This is a genomic window from Agrobacterium sp. 5Ca39 (genome assembly GCF_055382365.1).
The window spans coordinates 1-15,355 of the sequence record NZ_AP026437.1; the positions used below are offsets into that span (position 1 = coordinate 1).

Genomic DNA, 15,355 nt, shown 5'->3' on the forward strand with positions numbered 1-15,355 from the left:
TATTGCGCCAAAAAGAGAATCGGCGCTTATATCTCAGTTGCGGAAAAAACCGCCTTTTTCGAAAAAAACCGCTACTGCAATTTCGAGCGAAAGAAGACCGATGACACAGAGTGCCGATTTAAGACGTGCCGCAGGAGCACCTGACCTGACGAGTCTTATACAACAGCATTCGGCTGCGTTGTCAGCCCAGTTGCAGGCGCATAACGCAAATACATTTTCCCCACATACCGAAAAGAGCATGCGGCATTTCTCTCCGGCTGAGACCGCAAAGCTCATCGGCATTGGCGAAGCCTATCTGCGCCAGATCGCTTCCGAGTTGCCTGAGCTTGATGCCGCGCAGGTATCCGGGCGTCGCTCCTATTCCGTAGAAGACATGCGCGATATCAGGGGTTTTCTGGACCAGGGTGCGCGTGGCACACGCCGCTACCTGCCCCACCGCCGGGAGGGTGAAGAGTTACAGGTCATCGCCGTCATGAATTTCAAGGGCGGTTCGGGAAAGACAACCACCTCTGCCCATCTGGCGCAATATCTGGCACTACGTGGCTATCGGGTTCTTGCCATCGATCTCGACCCCCAGGCCAGCCTTTCCGCGCTTTTTGGTCACCAGCCCGAGATTGATGTCGGGCCGAACGAGACGCTTTATGGCGCGATCCGTTATGACGATGAACGCCGCCCCATCGCCGAGATTGTCCGTGGCACCTATATTCCCGATCTCCACATTGTTCCTGGCAATCTGGAACTTATGGAGTTCGAACACGATACTCCGCGTGCGCTGATGCGCCGTGCACCGGGTGACACGCTGTTCTTCGCCCGTATCGGCCAGGCGATCGCCCAAGCGCAAAATTTCTACGACGTTGTCGTCATCGATTGCCCACCGCAACTCGGTTATCTGACGCTTTCGGCTCTGACAGCGGCGACATCGGTGCTCGTCACCGTCCATCCGCAGATGCTTGACGTGATGTCGATGAACCAGTTCCTCGCCATGACCGGCGACCTTCTGGCAGAAATTGGCCGGGCCGGTGCTCGGTCGGATTATAACTGGATGCGTTACCTGATCACCCGTTTCGAACCGAGCGACGGGCCGCAGAACCAGATGGTCGCTTTCCTGCGATCGATCTTTGGTGAAAACGTCCTCAATCATCCGATGCTGAAAAGCACGGCGGTCTCGGACGCTGGATTGACCAACCAGACGCTCTTCGAAGTGGAGAGGACGCAATTCACCCGGTCGACCTATGATCGCGCGCTGGAAGCCATGAACAATGTGAACGCTGAAATCGAAGGACTGATTAAAAAAGCGTGGGGTAGGGCAGCATGAGCAGAAAACAAATCTTCGCAAATCTTGGCACACCGGGTACTGACAACAACGATACCACGCCGGAGCGTTCGCGACCCCGTATCAGGCCTATCCTCGGCTCCCCTGAGCTGGTGACGGATGTTTTGAACTCCCCCGTCGGTATGATCGGTCAATCGCTGAATGAAGTCTCGGAGCGCGCCAAACGGGCTGAAGCCATTGAAAAGCAGCTCGCCGAAGGACTGACGATTGTCTCTCTCGACCCCGCGGATATCGATCCCTCCTTCATACCGGATCGTATGCCCGCTTCCGAAGAGGCCGATGCCGGTCTGGTGGAGGCAATTCGTGAGCAGGGGCAGCAGGTGCCGATTCTCGTGCGCCCGCATCCCGATTTCCCGGGCCGTTATCAGGTCGCCTTCGGTCATCGCCGCCTTCGCGCCGTTTCAAGTCTTGGAATTCCGGTCAAGGCCGTTGTGCGGGATCTCAGCGATGAACAGCTGGTGGTGGCCCAGGGCCAGGAAAATAACGAACGCCGCGACCTGACCTATATCGAGAAAGCACGGTTTGCGCAGAAACTGCAGATGCGGTTCCCTCGAGACACGATCATGGCGGCAATGTCGCTTCACAAGGGCGATCTGTCCAATATGCTTTCGGTCGTTGGACGCATTCCAGAGGATCTGGTCGATCTCATAGGCTCCGCACCCACTGTCGGCCGCCGCAACTGGATGGATCTTGCCGACCAGCTTTCCTCCTCACAGGTCAAGGAGGCGGCCCGCGCATATGTCAGCGAACCGACGGTTGCCTCGCTTCCTTCCGAAGAACGCTTCAAGGCGCTTCTGGACTTTTTGAAGCCAAAGGCACAGGCCAAGAAAACCGGCGTATGGTCTTCGGATACGGGCCGTCGCCTGGCGAAAGTGGTCGAGAGCGACCGCAAGCTGGATATATCGATCGACAAGAACGAAGCACCGGAATTTGCCGAATTCGTTCTTGAGCATCTTCAGACGCTGTTTGCCGAGTATCGGTCCAAGCAGTGATTTCTAACCCGAACGACTAACAGGAGACGCATCACAAAAGAAAAAAGCCCCCGAACGTTGCCGCGCGGAAGCCTTTCTTTGATTTAAGCACCCGAAGAATCTCATTTCCGCGAATCATAGTCAAGAGTCTTGGCATCGAATTTTTCGGTGAGCGATTTTCTTTTGCCTTGTGAAAGGTGAAAGACATGGACAGCACATGTGTAACGACGCCCTTTGGGCGGCGAGCGATGTCGTTTGGCGTGCTCGCAACCCAGTTTGCCGCGCAGAAAAACAGAAAATGCGAAGCAGTCGACAAATGGAAACTCTATCGGTCGGTCTGTGAAGCAAGACCGCTGCTCGGCGTAACCGATCGCTCGCTTGCCGTTCTGAACGCGCTCCTGAGCTTTTATCCCAAAAATGAGCTTTCCAGCGAAGCCGGATTGGTGGTGTTTCCATCCAATACGCAGTTGTCGCTCAGGGCACATGGCATGGCGGAACAGACATTGCGTCGGCATCTTTCGGCTCTTGTCGAAGCCGGCCTCATCATCCGCAAGGACAGCCCGAATGGGAAACGTTACGCACGGAAGCACAGGGGTGGCGAGATCAGCGAAGCCTACGGGTTCTCACTCGCACCGCTTCTTGCTCGTAAAACGGAAATAGAGGAACTGGCCGAACGCATCATTGGCGAACGGCTCGATCTTCAACGGCTTCGCGAGACGATCAGCCTCTGCCGTCGGGACATCCAGAAACTCTGCGAAATGATTGCTGCCAGCGGCAAGATCGAGATCTTTGACGGGTTTCAGGCCCGTTACAACGACATCGCGCGGGCTCTAGGGCGCAATTCGAAGACAGCTGAACTCAAGGAAATCGCCGGTTTTCTGGCTTCACTGCGCACAGAAGTGACCAACTATCTGGAAAATCTTGAAAAATCGGAAAATTTGAGCGGCAATGACTGCCAAAATGAGCGCCTCATAAAGAATTCAGAATCCGAATCCATATCTGAACCGCAGGAATTGGAGGATGCCGCGCCGGTTCGAAATGCTGCAACAGTCGCGTCCACATCCGCAGATGCCGCGGTCACTGGTGTCACACCTCCAAAACCAACACCCAAGAACGATCTTCATAAGCAATTTTTTGTTCCTGATATTGTTTTGGTTTTGAAAGCGTGCCCGGACATCTCACTCTATGCACCTGGAGGTGCGGTGACTGGCTGGAGAGATATGGAGGTGGCAACTTCCGTCATCAGAACGATGTTCAGCATCAGCCAGTCGGCCTATCAGGACGCTTTGGCCACCTTCGGGAGGCAGGGAACAGCGGCCATCCTCGCTTGCCTGTTGCAGAAGGCTGATCAAATCAGTTCGCTTGGCGGATATCTGCGCAATCTCACACGTAAGGCCCAGGAAGGTAGTTTCGATCTCAAGGCTATGCTCACGGCGCAACTGCGTGGTCGGACAGACAAGCAGGAGGCGGGAACGAGATCATGAGGGCGTGATGAGCGGAGCGGCGGCAGCTTGCGAAAAACCGGCTATGCGGTTAGATTCTTGCTGTTCACGCAAACACCAAAAGATTCGTTGGAACGAAGCTGCTAGAACACTTTGTGTCCGATCGGGGCTTCCCGTGGTTAATGCAAAGTAACGAAAGTTAAGTCCAATTTAGCTTTCGTTTGCGCGTTTCCATGATTGGTTTCAATTGCTTGAGTCTGGAGCATTTTTAATGCCAAGTAGCTGTCTCGCCGCATTCCAGGGTCAATTAAATTGCGACGGGGCCGGACTGAAAACCTACGGTGAACATCAGCCTGTTCATTTCGGGCAGAAGTTCCTCCCTCGAAAAAAGTTCCGCGATATGTCGCCAATCCGCGCTACCTTGGCGCCGACGAATTGAACTTTCGCTGGCACTGCGCGTTCCAGTCCATGGTTTAACGGAACGCCACGCTCATGACATTTCCGGATGATATAGAACTGGCCGTCGCCCTTTACATGGCGGATAAAGCTATGCCCCGACATATTGCGATTGCAGAGCTCGTGAAATCGGTCCTCGAAGACACCGGCTATCTCCCAGGGGGCGAGGGGCGGCCGCCTGAAGTCGTCGATGGGCAATCGAGCGGTGATTACGTGCAATACCGCACTTACCTTGACGGCGATACCTGAAGCTGCGCGGAACAAATGCAGGTGATGGCTGTTATTGGCGCAGATAAAAGCGTCAGGGAATTTCGATGTTACCCAAGCCCCTCTTTCTCGCCGCCGGCCTCGTTTGCGTAATGGTCGTGCCGGTATTTTCCCAGTCCCTGGAAATCAGCCGGCTGGAAGATAAAAAAGACGGTAACGCAGCGGTTTCATCGGCGCCTTCCGCCCAAAGTTACATTATTGATGTCTCCGGAAAAACGGTGCGGCTGGTGGGACCGCAGTTCCTTCCCGACAGGGCGCGTGGGCTGGAATTCCCCGGCCGCGGGTCAGATCATAACAATACCGGGGCTGAAACCCACGTCTTGCGACAGTGAGGGATTGCGATGATCTATGCTCCGCAAACGGAAGCAGAATGAGAACAGGAACCCAGATTTCCCGACGGGCGCCGAGGGCAGAAAGCTGGATCCGGCATGACGGCCAGGAGACGGGAAAGGCAACATTTCCTGAGCTGTTCTTTGATCTGGTTTTCGTTTTCGCTCTTATTCAGTTATCCCATTCTCTGGCGAAGGACTTTGGGCCAACGGCGGTGCTGGAAGCCGGCATCCTGATATTGTCCCTGTGGTGGCTGTGGATACACACCACCTGGATCACCAATCTGCTGAATACCGAAAAAGAACCGGTCAGGATTTTGCTCTTCGTGCTGATGTTTGGCGGTGTACTGCTGGCCATCGCCTTGCCGGAAGCCTTTGCCGAACAGGGCCTGGTTTTCGCGCTGATCTACAGCGTCATGCAGATCGGTCGAAGCCTGTTTGCTCTCTATGCCTTCAGGGATGAAGACCGGCAGTCGTTTCTGGTGTTCGTGAGGGTGACGATCTGGCTGGCCATTTCGAGCCTGTTCTGGTTGGCAGGCGGATTTTGCGATCTGGGGGAACGCATTCTCCTGTGGGGCATGGCGCTCGCAATCGAGTATGCCGGTCCGGCCTGCCGCTATGTTGTCCCCGGCTTGCGTTCTCGCGATGACGACAGTCTGCATCTTTCCGGAGAGCATCTGGCGGAACGTTGCGCCCTGTTTGTCATCATCTGTCTGGGGGAAACAATTCTGACCACTGGCCGGACGGCAACCGAATATATGAACTCCGGGCTGACATTTGTCGTTTTCTGCTCCGCCTTCATCAGCACCGTCGCGATGTGGTGGATTTACTTCCATCACGGACAGGCGGAAGCCTCCAGAAAAGCCGAGAACGCCGACGAGAAGGCGAAGATCGCCCATAATCTCTTCAATTACGGACATTTGCCAATCGTCGCCGGTATCATTCTGACGGCGGTGGGAGAGGATTTCAGCCTGTCCCACGCCCACGAGGCCGCAACGATAAGGGAGGCCATCGCAATCGTCGGTGGTCCCGTCCTCTTTCTGGCAGGCAATATCGGTGTCAAGATCGCAGCGACCTATCAGCGCCCCGTCTCGCATTTTGCGGGCGTGGCAGCGCTCTGCCTATTGTTGCCGGTGCCGGGCATTCCGCTATTCATCCTGCAGCTGGCCAGCACGGGTATTCTGCTGCTTGTTGCCCTGTGGGAATATCTGGCTCTGAAAAAGTCAGTCGCCACGGCGTGATCTCGAATGCTCAGACGCTGACCAGATTGCGCGTCCTCTCGTTCCAGAGCTTGAGGCTTTTCGCGTAAGCTTCGTCAAAGGAAAGCCCCATGTCATTGACGAGCATCAACGCGGCGGCGGCGGTGGATATGATGATGGTTTCCGCCCTTTCGTCTTTCGCGGCTCCTGTCCAGACTGCACGCCAATATTCGAAGGTGGTAAACATGGTTGGCATTTCGGCAGGCGGTGCTTCGCGGGCGGGGACCAGGACCTCCACGTCCCTTCCGCTTGAAAGACCGAAAATCCGTGTGCTGCGGAATGGCGTGAACTGTGCGAAATCCCGCGTGTTACCGAGTATTGCGAGATTCTCCACGGCGAGCAGGCGGGCGGTATCGCGATGCAGCTCCTGATAGGCCGGACGGGCGAGCCCTATAATAGTGCTCCTTGCGCGCAGTGGATTGAGAAGGTGGACGACAGTATGCACCGGCAGGCGCATTTCCAGAATGCCATGGAGACTGAGCAGGCTCTGGAATTGCAGAGACAGGCCGCCCAGGGGGAGATAGGCGATCCGTTCGGATGACGTGGCCTCGGCCGCCTGCGAAAGCGAACGGCAAAGGGGAATACCGCAGGCTTGTGCGGCGCGTTCAAGCTTGCCGCCATTTTCGCCCTGACCAACATGGCCGTGCAGCAGCACCCTGTATCCCGCCATGGAAACGAGGCGGGCAGAATGCACGAACCATGGCGCGTCGCGGTGTTTGGGGGACATATAAGCCGGCCAGTCGAGATCGACGGTGACAGGCCGGTAGCGGTCGCGCCCGACATGTCGCCACGTGGCCTGGATGAAGCCGGCCAGTTCGGCCGCCGTCACGCCGCGATAATGCATGGTGGCGAGCAGTGCCCCGATCTGTATCGGATCGGCATCCCCTTCCAGAATGATCGACAGTGCATCCGTCGCCTCCGATTGGCTGAGCGGACGGCTGTTGCCTATTCCCATCGCAGACGTTGCAATATACTTGGCGAGCCGTTCCTGTGGGGCAGAATTGTGGCCGATGCGGGCGAGACGCTCGGCAATGTTTTCCGGCGTCGGCTGACCTTCAAGAAGAATGCTGGGGCGAAGGGAAAGTGGCGGTGCTTTCATCAATGCCGGCTGCTCCCAGCCGTTCTTATTGATGGTGGCCGGCGCGTCGGGTTCTTCCTGCGAATAATCGATCAGATTTTCGGCCTCTGCCGCCAGGGAGCGGATGCGCAGGCGCATGGCTTCGGCAAAGGGGGTGGGGCGCAGGCCTTGGCCGGTGCGGAGAAAGAGCTGGTCCCCGTATTTTTCCCGTAGCTGCTGCAAGATCCGGCTCATCGATGATGTTGGAAGTCCCATGCCCGCCGCGGCGCGGCTGACACTACCTTCCCGCAACAACGCATCAAAAGCGACAAGCAGTTTCAGCTGCCCAAGCCTGTCGGGTTTTGCCGTGGAAGCCGGTCCGTCTTTTCTCTTGCTGGTTGTCATCTGGCGAATTTTTACTCCACTCATCTTAAGAGGGAGCCCTTTTTGCAATTTCTAGAATTTAGAACTGTTCGAAAACAAACCTGTTGCACCCGCACCCCCCTCGTAAATAAGTGGGGTGAAATTCTCAAGTTAAATGCGGGGGCATAACATGGAATTGAAGTACCGGGGCTGCAAAAAGGCTTCGATGACAATAAAGACTACTTTTTCGGCAGCAATGGCGGGAACCGCGTTAAATATTGCTCTGCCCGCTTTTGCGCAGCAGGCATCCGAAAATACCACTGTTCTTGAGCAGATCGTCGTCACCGCGTCCGGTTTCGAGCAGAATGTAAAAGACGCTCCGGCCAGCATCACCGTCGTCACACGGGAGGATCTGGAAAAGGGGGCGTATCGCGACCTGACTGACGCCCTGCGCGAAGTGCAGGGCGTGTCCGTCACCGGAATCGCCAACGAAAAGGATGTTTTCATCCGCGGCTTGCCGGGCGCCTATACGTTGATCCTCGTTGACGGCAAGCGGCAGAGCACGCGCGATGCCCGCACGAATGGCAACTCCGGCTTCGAACAGAGCTTCGTGCCGCCGGTTTCGGCGATCGAACGTATCGAAGTGGTGCGCGGTCCCATGTCCTCGCTTTATGGCTCGGATGCCATGGGCGGCGTGATCAACATCATCACCCGCAAGGTCGGCGACGTCTGGTCGGGCTCCGTCACCACCGAGGGCACGGTTCAACAGCATTCGAAATTCGGCAACAGCGGCCAGGTCTCCTGGTATGCGAACGGTCCGATCCTCAAGGATCAGCTTGGTCTGCAGCTCTGGGGCAGGGGCTTCACGCGCGGCGAAGACCGCATTTTGGGCGGGACCACCGGCGCCAAGGAATATGATTTCAACGGCCGCCTGACGTTTACGCCGAACGAAGATCACGACATCTATCTCGAGGGTGGCAAGACAAGGCTACGCCGGAGCGCCGAGCCTGGCGAATCGCTCGCGGCCAATAGCGACGGCACCTACAACATCAACACGCGTGACCACTGGTCACTCTCGCACACCGGCCGCTGGGGACCGACCACATCCGAATTCTCGTTGCAGCAGGAATGGGCGGAACGCACCAATTTCACCAGAAACATCCGAACCGGCCGCGTGACTGAAAATGCACGCTCGCCGGAGGTGCGCAATACCGTGCTCGATGGCAAGTTCACCACGCCTTTCGAGCTCTTCGGCAACCACACACTGGTCACGGGCGGCCAATATTTCGAGGCACGGCTGACGGACCAGAACCCGGGCCGCCGTACCGGCCGGGACGAGACGTTTTCGGCCACGCAATGGGCTCTATTCCTTGAGGATGAGTGGCGCATCGTCGACAATTTCGCGCTGACGGGCGGGCTTCGCCTCGATAACCATGAAAAATACGGCAATCATTTCAGCCCGCGTCTTTATGGCGTCTGGAGCGCCACGGAAGAGCTGACCATCAAGGGCGGCGTTTCCACCGGTTTCCGCGCACCGGAAATCCGTCAGATCGCGCCGGGTTATGCCTATACGACAGGTGGGGGCGGTTGCACCTATGGTCCGAGCGGCACCTGCGGTGTGATCATCGGCGATCCCAACCTCGAAGCGGAAAAAAGCACGAGTTACGAAGTGGCGGCACTTTGGGAGAATGGTGACGTCGCTCTGGGGGCCACCTATTTCTACACCGATTTCAAGGACAAGATTTCCAACGCGCTGGTGCTCAATCCCGATGGAACGCCTGTCCGCTGGAGCGAAGACCGCAACTACCGCCTCTGGTATAATTACAATATCGACGATGCGGTCATTCAGGGTGTGGAATTGACGGCGACCTGGTACGCGACGCCGGAACTGACGCTGCGCGGCAACTATACCTATACGCATTCCGAACAGAAGACCGGTGATTACCAAGGTTTTCCATTGGCGCGGACACCGGAGCATATGGCCAATCTGCGCGGCGACTGGGTGACACCGATCGATGGTCTTGAAGCCTGGGCCTCGCTGAATTACCACGGATCGGAAATCAATGCCGGCCCGCGCATCGGCACGAACGGCACGCCGGTGACGATCAACGGCAAGGCCGGTCGAAAATATGACGCCTACACCACGCTTGATATCGGCGCGAAATATGCGGTCGCCGAAAATGTCGATCTCAATGCCGCCGTCTACAACGTCTTCGACAAGGATGTCGGCACCGACGATTTCAACACCGTCATGGAAGGCCGTCGTTTCTGGATCAGCATGACAGCGAAGTTCTGATCCAGTCATAGCCGCGAAATTCGGAGGCGCCATCGGGCGCCTCTTTTTTTGACCGTTGGTCTATTGACCTCAACTATAGTTGAGGAATTATACCGGCTGCTCTTCGTTGTGTTTCCGCGTTTCCGAGCGGAAATCGGTCCGGAAGCAGGAGCCAGAATGGAAAATACCATACTCAAACACAGCCTGACGGTGGGAGAGGTTGCCCGCCGCAGCGGCATCGCCGTCTCCACCATCCATTTTTACGAGGCGAAGGGATTGATCGAGGGCTGGCGCACCGCCGGCAATCAACGCCGTTATCATCGCGCCGTTCTGAGGCGCATCGCCATCATCCGCATTGCACAGCGGGCGGGTATACAGCTGAGCATCATCAGGGACGCGATGGCCGACCTGCCGCAGGATCGGGTGGCGACAACAGCCGACTGGCGCAGGTTCTCCCAATCCTGGCGGGAAATGCTCCAGCTCCGCATCAACAACCTGATCATGCTGCGCGACCAGCTTACCGGCTGTATCGGTTGCGGGTGCCTTTCGCTGGATGATTGTCCGTTGCGCAATCCGAACGATGTTCTCGCCGATAACGGCGCAGGTCCCCGCCGCCTCGTTTCGGCAGAGTGAGCATAATTTTCGGACCGTTAGCCTTGTTGCTCACCCGGATTCGGCTGGCACCCAAACACTGACACTGCCGCCATTGGTGGGGAAGGCGCCCTTGCCGCTCTCATCGAGGGTGATCTCCTCTTGACGGTGCCCGAGGAAGTCGCGCCAGACCGCCCCTGCATGATCCGGACCGAGATCGACATGCTTTTCCGCCGGTTCGCCATTCGACATCACCACGACACAACCGGGCGCATCGGCGGTGCCATGGCGAACGAAGGCGATGCAGTTCGGGTCATCGAAAATGTCCGTCTGTACGCCATTGGCGAAACGGCTGCGCGCCTCTATGAGCTTCGGCAGGCATTCGATGGCCGGCATATCGATTTTGTACTCATTGCCGTCATTACCCGTGTCGGTATAGCTCGTGCCGAACAGATCGGGATAAAAAACGCAAGGCACGCCGTTTTCACGCAGCAATATGATCGCATAGGCTAGGGGCTTGAACCAGGGCTCCACCGGGGCCTCCAGCGATTGCAATGGCTGGGTGTCGTGGTTATCGACAAGCGTGACGGCGTGATCGGGAACGGCGGCAACAAGCGCACCATCGAAAATGCTGCGCATGTCAAAATCACCCCCCTGTTTCGACGCGTCGTGGAAGCTGTGGTGAAGGGCGACATCGAAAAGCATCAGTTGCTTGTCGACGAGTTCGAGATAGCTCTTCAAGGCCTCAAGATCGGGGTGCCAATATTCCGCTACGACGAAAAGATCGGGGTCAATAGTCTCGCGCATATGGCCGACCCAGTCGCGGAAGAACCATGCCGGAATATGTTTTGCGGCATCCAGCCGGAAGCCGTCCACCTGGACCTGCTCGGAAAGCCAGCGGCCCCAATATTTGAGCTCTTCATAGACGGCCCGATTGCGAAACTCGACGTCCGCACCCATCAGATAGTCGAAATTGCCGTTTTCCTGATCGACTTCCTCGTTCCACTCACCGTCGCCATATTCGTTGACGAGCCGGAAAATGCCGTCTTCGGTCGGCTCTTCGATGTGATCGACGCCGCTGAAACATTTCTGGTCCCAGATGAATTTGGAATGCACGCCGCCTCGGCCAGGAAAGGTGAAACGTGTGTAAGCGAGTGCGGAAAAATCCTCGTCGTCGATATCCGTGCGATCGTCGGGATTGACGCGGCGAACCCGTACCTTTTCCTTCTCGTCGGCACCCATCTTGTGATTGAGAACGACGTCGTGAATGACACGGATGCCATTCTCTTTCAGCGTCTTGCCCGCATGCTCGAGGGCGCCACGATCACCGTATTTGGTGGCGACGGTGCCCTTCTGGTCAAATTCGCCGAGGTCGAAGAGATCGTAGGTGTCATATCCAACCGAATAACCGCCGGCGGCGCCCTTGTAGGCGGGCGGCAGCCAGACGTCGGTAATGCCCATTTTGGCGAGGCTTTCGGCCTTCTCGGCCACCTCGCTCCATAATTTCCCTCCGTCCGGATAATACCAATGGAAGAATTGAAGCAAGGTGCGTCCGGCCATATGTCCCTCACGATGGTTAGCAGGTCGCGCCATAAACGGCCCGGTGACGAAAGGGTTCCGCCACCGGGGATGCGCGATCTGCGATTATGAGGTCGTTGCGGCGCTTCAATATTAGCCGGCTATTTCGAGCACCCTATCGCCGGCCTGAAGATAGTCGCCTTCCTTGCCGATCAGGCGGATCCTGCCGGCCCTGGTGGCGACAATCTGCGTCTCCATCTTCATTGCTTCCATGATTGCCAGGAGATCACCTTCCGCGACCGTGTCGCCATCTTTTACCTTGAAGGACTGCAAGGTGCCGGAAACGGGAGCAGTGATTTCACCCTCGTTCCTGTCGACCGCAGTGCCGGAAACGGACGCCTGGCCGCCGTTGACGCTGCCGAGGCTGGAAAGGAGAATGCTGGGCAGGCCGACCGAAACACGCTTTCCGTCAATCTCGAGATAGGTTCGTGTCATGGAAGGATCGTCGGCCGGTGCCGGGCGCTCCATGGCGTCGGGCATGGCCGCAAAATCGGTTTCGATCCAGCGGGTGTGAACCTTGAACCGATCCGTGCCGATGAAGTCGTCCGTCTCGATCGCGGCGCGATGGAACGGAAGAACGGTCGCGATACCCTCGATGCGGAATTCCTTCAGCGCGCGACGGGCACGGCGCAGAACCTGATCGCGGTCAACACCTGTCACAATGAGCTTCGCCATCAGCGAGTCGAAGACACCAGGCACGACGGAGCCGCTGACGACACCGCTATCCATGCGAATGCCGGGACCGGACGGCGCGTCGAAAACCGAGATCGAGCCGGGCGTCGGCAGGAAGCCGCGGCCAGGGTCTTCGGCATTGATGCGGAACTCCATGGAGTGCCCGCGCGGTTCGGGCGTTTCAAGGACACGCAACGTCTTGCCTTCGGCAATACGGAACTGTTCGATGACGAGATCGATGCCGGTGGTTTCCTCGGTGACAGGATGTTCCACCTGCAGGCGCGTATTGACCTCGAGGAAAGAAATGGTGCCGTCAACGCCGAGCAGGAATTCGACGGTGCCGGCGCCGGAATAACCGGCTGCGGCGCAGATCGCCTTGGCGGCGTCATGGATTTTTTGGCGCTGCTCATCGGACAGGAAGGGGGCGGGGGCCTCTTCGATCAGTTTCTGGTTCCGGCGTTGCAGCGAGCAGTCGCGGGTGCCGAGAACAAGCACATTGCCGTGTTTATCGGCCAGAACCTGCGCTTCTATATGGCGCGGCCGGTCAAGGAAGCGCTCCAGAAAGCATTCGCCACGACCGAAGGCGGCGGTTGCTTCGCGCACGGCGGATTCGTAGAGGTCGGCGATCTCCTCCATTTTCCAGGCAACCTTCAGGCCGCGCCCGCCACCGCCATGGGCAGCCTTGATGGCGACCGGCAGGCCGTGCTGTTCGGCGAAGGCGGTGACTTCCGCGGCGGAAGAGACGGGGCCATCACTGCCGGCAACCAGTGGTGCGCCAACGCCGGTGGCGATGCGCCGTGCCTCGACCTTATCGCCCAGCGCCTCGATGACATGAGGGTCGGGACCGATCCAGATCAGGCCGGCATCGATGACGGCTTGGGCAAACTCCGCGCGTTCGGACAGAAAGCCGTAACCGGGATGCACGGCGTCCGCGCCAGCGCGTTTTGCAACCGCGATCAGCTTGGTAATGTCGAGATAGGTCTCGGCGGGCCGCACGCCTTCCAGCGCATAGGCTTCATCCGCCAGCCGGACGAAAAGCGCGTCCTGATCGGGATCGGCATAAACGGCGACCGATTTCAGGCCGTAATCGCGACAGGCGCGGATGATGCGCACCGCGATCTCGCCGCGATTGGCAATCAGCACTTTTTTCATCGCTTTTCTCCTCGGGATTCTATGTTCCTGGCCACGATTTCGGCAAAGGGGCCGATCGGGCGAAATTTGATTTTGGCGTTGACGGGGATCTGCCCGGCAAGATCGAGATGATATTCCGCTACCGCGCCGATGACAGGATAACCTCCGGTCAGCGGGTGATCGGCAAGGAAAAGAACCGGCTGGCCGCTATGGGGAATCTGGATCGCGCCCGTTGCCGTGCCTTCGCTCGGAAGCTCCGCACTGTCCTTGCGTTCCACCGGCACGTCGCCTGAGAGGCGAATGCCGACCCGGTTCGATTGTGGGGTGACCTGCCAGAGCTGGCCAGTCAGCGTCTCGATACCCCTCTGCGTGAACCAGTCCGTTCGGGGCCCGAGAACGACATCCAGTGTCACGACCTCACCCGTTGCCGGCGGCTCGAAAGCCGGAACCTCGTCGATCGATACGCTGGAAAGGCCGGACGTCTCGCCCTTAAGCGGCAGGATGGCGCCTGCACCGACCGGCTCCGGGCCAACAACGGCAAGTGTATCCGTCGCGAAACTGCCGAGCACCGGCTCGACATCGAAGCCACCGCGCACCGCGAGATAACAACGCATACCTTTCGATGGTTGGCCGAAAGTGACAACATCACCGGCCTCAAGGGAAACCGGTGCATGCGCCTTTGCCACGAAACTGCGCTCTGCCGTCTTGATCGTGACGGGGCAGGGGGCGCCGGTTATGCCGATAACGGTACGGTTCGCGCTTTTGAAGGAAAAGCCGCCGAGCGTCAGTTCGAGACAGGGCGTGTTGACCGGATTGCCGACGATGCGGTTTGCGGCATTAAATGCGCCGCGATCCAGCGCGCCGGAGGCGGAGACACCCTGCCCGGTCTGGCCGAAACGGCCGAGGTCCTGAAAGATGGCTGGCATTGGCGCGGCAAGCACCTCGAAATGCGGGCCATCCTTTTTTGGTACTTTCCTGTCCGGTGCCGGAGCTGGGATATCTACCGTTCGACCGGTCTTGTCCATGTCGAAGAAACGCACACGGTAGCCCGGCTGAAACAGCGCGCCGGGGTCGCGGTCTATATCCCACATCTTCACCGGCGTCGTGCCGATGATCTGCCAGCCGCCAGGGCTGTTTTGCGGGTAGACGCCGCTGAAAGCACCGGCCAATGCTACGGAGCCGGCCGGAATACGGGTGCGCGGGCTTTGCCGGCGCGGGACATGCAGCGCGGGATCGCCTCCGACCAGATAACCAAAACCGGGAGCGAAGCCGCAGAAGGCAACGGTGAATTCGCTTTCGGTGTGCCGGCGGATAACCTCTTCGATGCTCAGGCCGGTTAGTTCGGCAACATCTGCAAGGTCTTCGCCATTATAACGGACGGGGATTTCGACAAGATTGTCCGACGGCGCGATCTTTGCCGAGAGATCGCGGCTCGCAAGCCGCGCAGCCAGCGCTTCGGAGCCGATCTTCTCGGGCCGGAACCGGATCATCAGCGTGCGGGCAGCCGGCACCGTCTCTTCTATGCCTTCGATGGGATCGTTCTGCAGCGAGGCGAAAAGCGCAAGCGTTTCATCGAGATCGGCGAGTTCGACAAGAATGGTGGCGAGGCTGACGGGAAGAAAACGCATCAT

General features: G+C 58.0%; 12 protein-coding genes. 8 read left to right on the forward strand and 4 right to left on the reverse strand.

Annotated elements, in window-relative coordinates; translation table 11 throughout:
- The first annotated feature begins 100 nt into the window (after positions 1–100).
- The 6 genes from repA to ACZ47E_RS13855 all read left to right on the forward strand — a co-directional run bounded on the left by repA (position 101) and on the right by ACZ47E_RS13855 (position 6,039).
- Positions 101–1,315 (forward strand): plasmid partitioning protein RepA, encoded by a 1,215-nt coding sequence (repA, locus tag ACZ47E_RS13830; RefSeq protein ID WP_022563274.1) that lies wholly within the window; start codon positions 101–103, stop codon positions 1,313–1,315.
- Entirely contained in the window at positions 1,312–2,325 is a 1,014-nt protein-coding gene (gene repB / locus ACZ47E_RS13835) for a plasmid partitioning protein RepB (RefSeq protein WP_464016995.1), read from the forward strand. The genes repA and repB overlap by 4 nt, the downstream gene beginning before the upstream one ends.
- A 185-nt stretch (positions 2,326–2,510) precedes the next feature.
- On the forward strand, positions 2,511–3,788 hold the full coding sequence (gene repC, locus ACZ47E_RS13840) for a plasmid replication protein RepC (RefSeq protein WP_022563276.1): 1,278 nt from the start codon (positions 2,511–2,513) through the stop codon (positions 3,786–3,788).
- A 450-nt stretch (positions 3,789–4,238) separates the two neighbouring features.
- The gene (locus ACZ47E_RS13845; RefSeq protein ID WP_003584900.1) at positions 4,239–4,451 is read left to right on the forward strand and encodes a hypothetical protein; all 213 of its coding nucleotides are present in this window, start codon (positions 4,239–4,241) and stop codon (positions 4,449–4,451) included.
- Positions 4,452–4,516: 65 nt separating this feature from the next.
- Positions 4,517–4,801 (forward strand): hypothetical protein, encoded by a 285-nt coding sequence (locus tag ACZ47E_RS13850; protein ID WP_022563277.1) that lies wholly within the window; start codon positions 4,517–4,519, stop codon positions 4,799–4,801.
- Between the two features lie 38 nt (positions 4,802–4,839).
- On the forward strand, positions 4,840–6,039 hold the full coding sequence (locus tag ACZ47E_RS13855; RefSeq protein ID WP_022563278.1) for a low temperature requirement protein A: 1,200 nt from the start codon (positions 4,840–4,842) through the stop codon (positions 6,037–6,039).
- 10 nt (positions 6,040–6,049) lie between these two features.
- Here the strand turns inward: ACZ47E_RS13855 and ACZ47E_RS13860 are convergent, their stop codons facing one another.
- Positions 6,050–7,519 (reverse strand): glycosyl transferase family protein, encoded by a 1,470-nt coding sequence (locus ACZ47E_RS13860; protein ID WP_034500297.1) that lies wholly within the window; start codon positions 7,517–7,519, stop codon positions 6,050–6,052.
- Between the two features lie 148 nt (positions 7,520–7,667).
- Here ACZ47E_RS13860 and ACZ47E_RS13865 point away from each other — a divergent pair, with 148 nt between their 5' ends.
- Both ACZ47E_RS13865 and soxR read left to right on the forward strand, forming a co-directional pair.
- A complete protein-coding gene (locus ACZ47E_RS13865) occupies positions 7,668–9,773 on the forward strand; it encodes a TonB-dependent receptor plug domain-containing protein (RefSeq protein ID WP_003584912.1) in 2,106 nt (701 codons plus the stop codon).
- A 156-nt stretch (positions 9,774–9,929) separates the two neighbouring features.
- Positions 9,930–10,385, forward strand: coding sequence for a redox-sensitive transcriptional activator SoxR (gene soxR / locus ACZ47E_RS13870; RefSeq protein ID WP_003584914.1), 456 nt, complete (start codon positions 9,930–9,932; stop codon positions 10,383–10,385).
- 30 nt (positions 10,386–10,415) lie between these two features.
- On the opposite strand, the gene amyA is transcribed toward soxR, so the two are convergent.
- The 3 genes from amyA to ACZ47E_RS13885 all read right to left on the reverse strand — a co-directional run bounded on the left by amyA (position 10,416) and on the right by ACZ47E_RS13885 (position 15,352).
- Entirely contained in the window at positions 10,416–11,903 is a 1,488-nt protein-coding gene (gene amyA, locus ACZ47E_RS13875) for an alpha-amylase (protein ID WP_022563280.1), read from the reverse strand.
- A gap of 111 nt (positions 11,904–12,014) precedes the next feature.
- On the reverse strand, positions 12,015–13,745 hold the full coding sequence (locus tag ACZ47E_RS13880) for an acetyl/propionyl/methylcrotonyl-CoA carboxylase subunit alpha (RefSeq protein ID WP_022563281.1): 1,731 nt from the start codon (positions 13,743–13,745) through the stop codon (positions 12,015–12,017).
- On the reverse strand, positions 13,742–15,352 hold the full coding sequence (locus ACZ47E_RS13885; protein ID WP_048902910.1) for a 5-oxoprolinase subunit B/C family protein: 1,611 nt from the start codon (positions 15,350–15,352) through the stop codon (positions 13,742–13,744). Before ACZ47E_RS13885 ends, ACZ47E_RS13880 begins: the two co-directional genes overlap by 4 nt.
- Between the last annotated feature and the right edge of the window lie 3 nt (positions 15,353–15,355).

What these genes read in the sequence shown, in the direction of transcription:
- repA (WP_022563274.1), top strand. Translation starts at nt 101, where the DNA reads ATGACACAGAGTGCCGATTTAAGACGTGCCGCAGGAGCACCTGACCTG.
- repB (WP_464016995.1), top strand. Translation starts at nt 1,312, where the DNA reads ATGAGCAGAAAACAAATCTTCGCAAATCTTGGCACACCGGGTACTGAC.
- repC (WP_022563276.1), top strand. Translation starts at nt 2,511, where the DNA reads ATGGACAGCACATGTGTAACGACGCCCTTTGGGCGGCGAGCGATGTCG.
- ACZ47E_RS13845 (WP_003584900.1), top strand. Translation starts at nt 4,239, where the DNA reads ATGACATTTCCGGATGATATAGAACTGGCCGTCGCCCTTTACATGGCG.
- ACZ47E_RS13850 (WP_022563277.1), top strand. Translation starts at nt 4,517, where the DNA reads ATGTTACCCAAGCCCCTCTTTCTCGCCGCCGGCCTCGTTTGCGTAATG.
- ACZ47E_RS13855 (WP_022563278.1), top strand. Translation starts at nt 4,840, where the DNA reads ATGAGAACAGGAACCCAGATTTCCCGACGGGCGCCGAGGGCAGAAAGC.
- ACZ47E_RS13860 (WP_034500297.1), bottom strand. Translation starts at nt 7,519, where the DNA reads ATGACAACCAGCAAGAGAAAAGACGGACCGGCTTCCACGGCAAAACCC.
- ACZ47E_RS13865 (WP_003584912.1), top strand. Translation starts at nt 7,668, where the DNA reads ATGGAATTGAAGTACCGGGGCTGCAAAAAGGCTTCGATGACAATAAAG.
- soxR (WP_003584914.1), top strand. Translation starts at nt 9,930, where the DNA reads ATGGAAAATACCATACTCAAACACAGCCTGACGGTGGGAGAGGTTGCC.
- amyA (WP_022563280.1), bottom strand. Translation starts at nt 11,903, where the DNA reads ATGGCCGGACGCACCTTGCTTCAATTCTTCCATTGGTATTATCCGGAC.
- ACZ47E_RS13880 (WP_022563281.1), bottom strand. Translation starts at nt 13,745, where the DNA reads ATGAAAAAAGTGCTGATTGCCAATCGCGGCGAGATCGCGGTGCGCATC.
- ACZ47E_RS13885 (WP_048902910.1), bottom strand. Translation starts at nt 15,352, where the DNA reads ATGCGTTTTCTTCCCGTCAGCCTCGCCACCATTCTTGTCGAACTCGCC.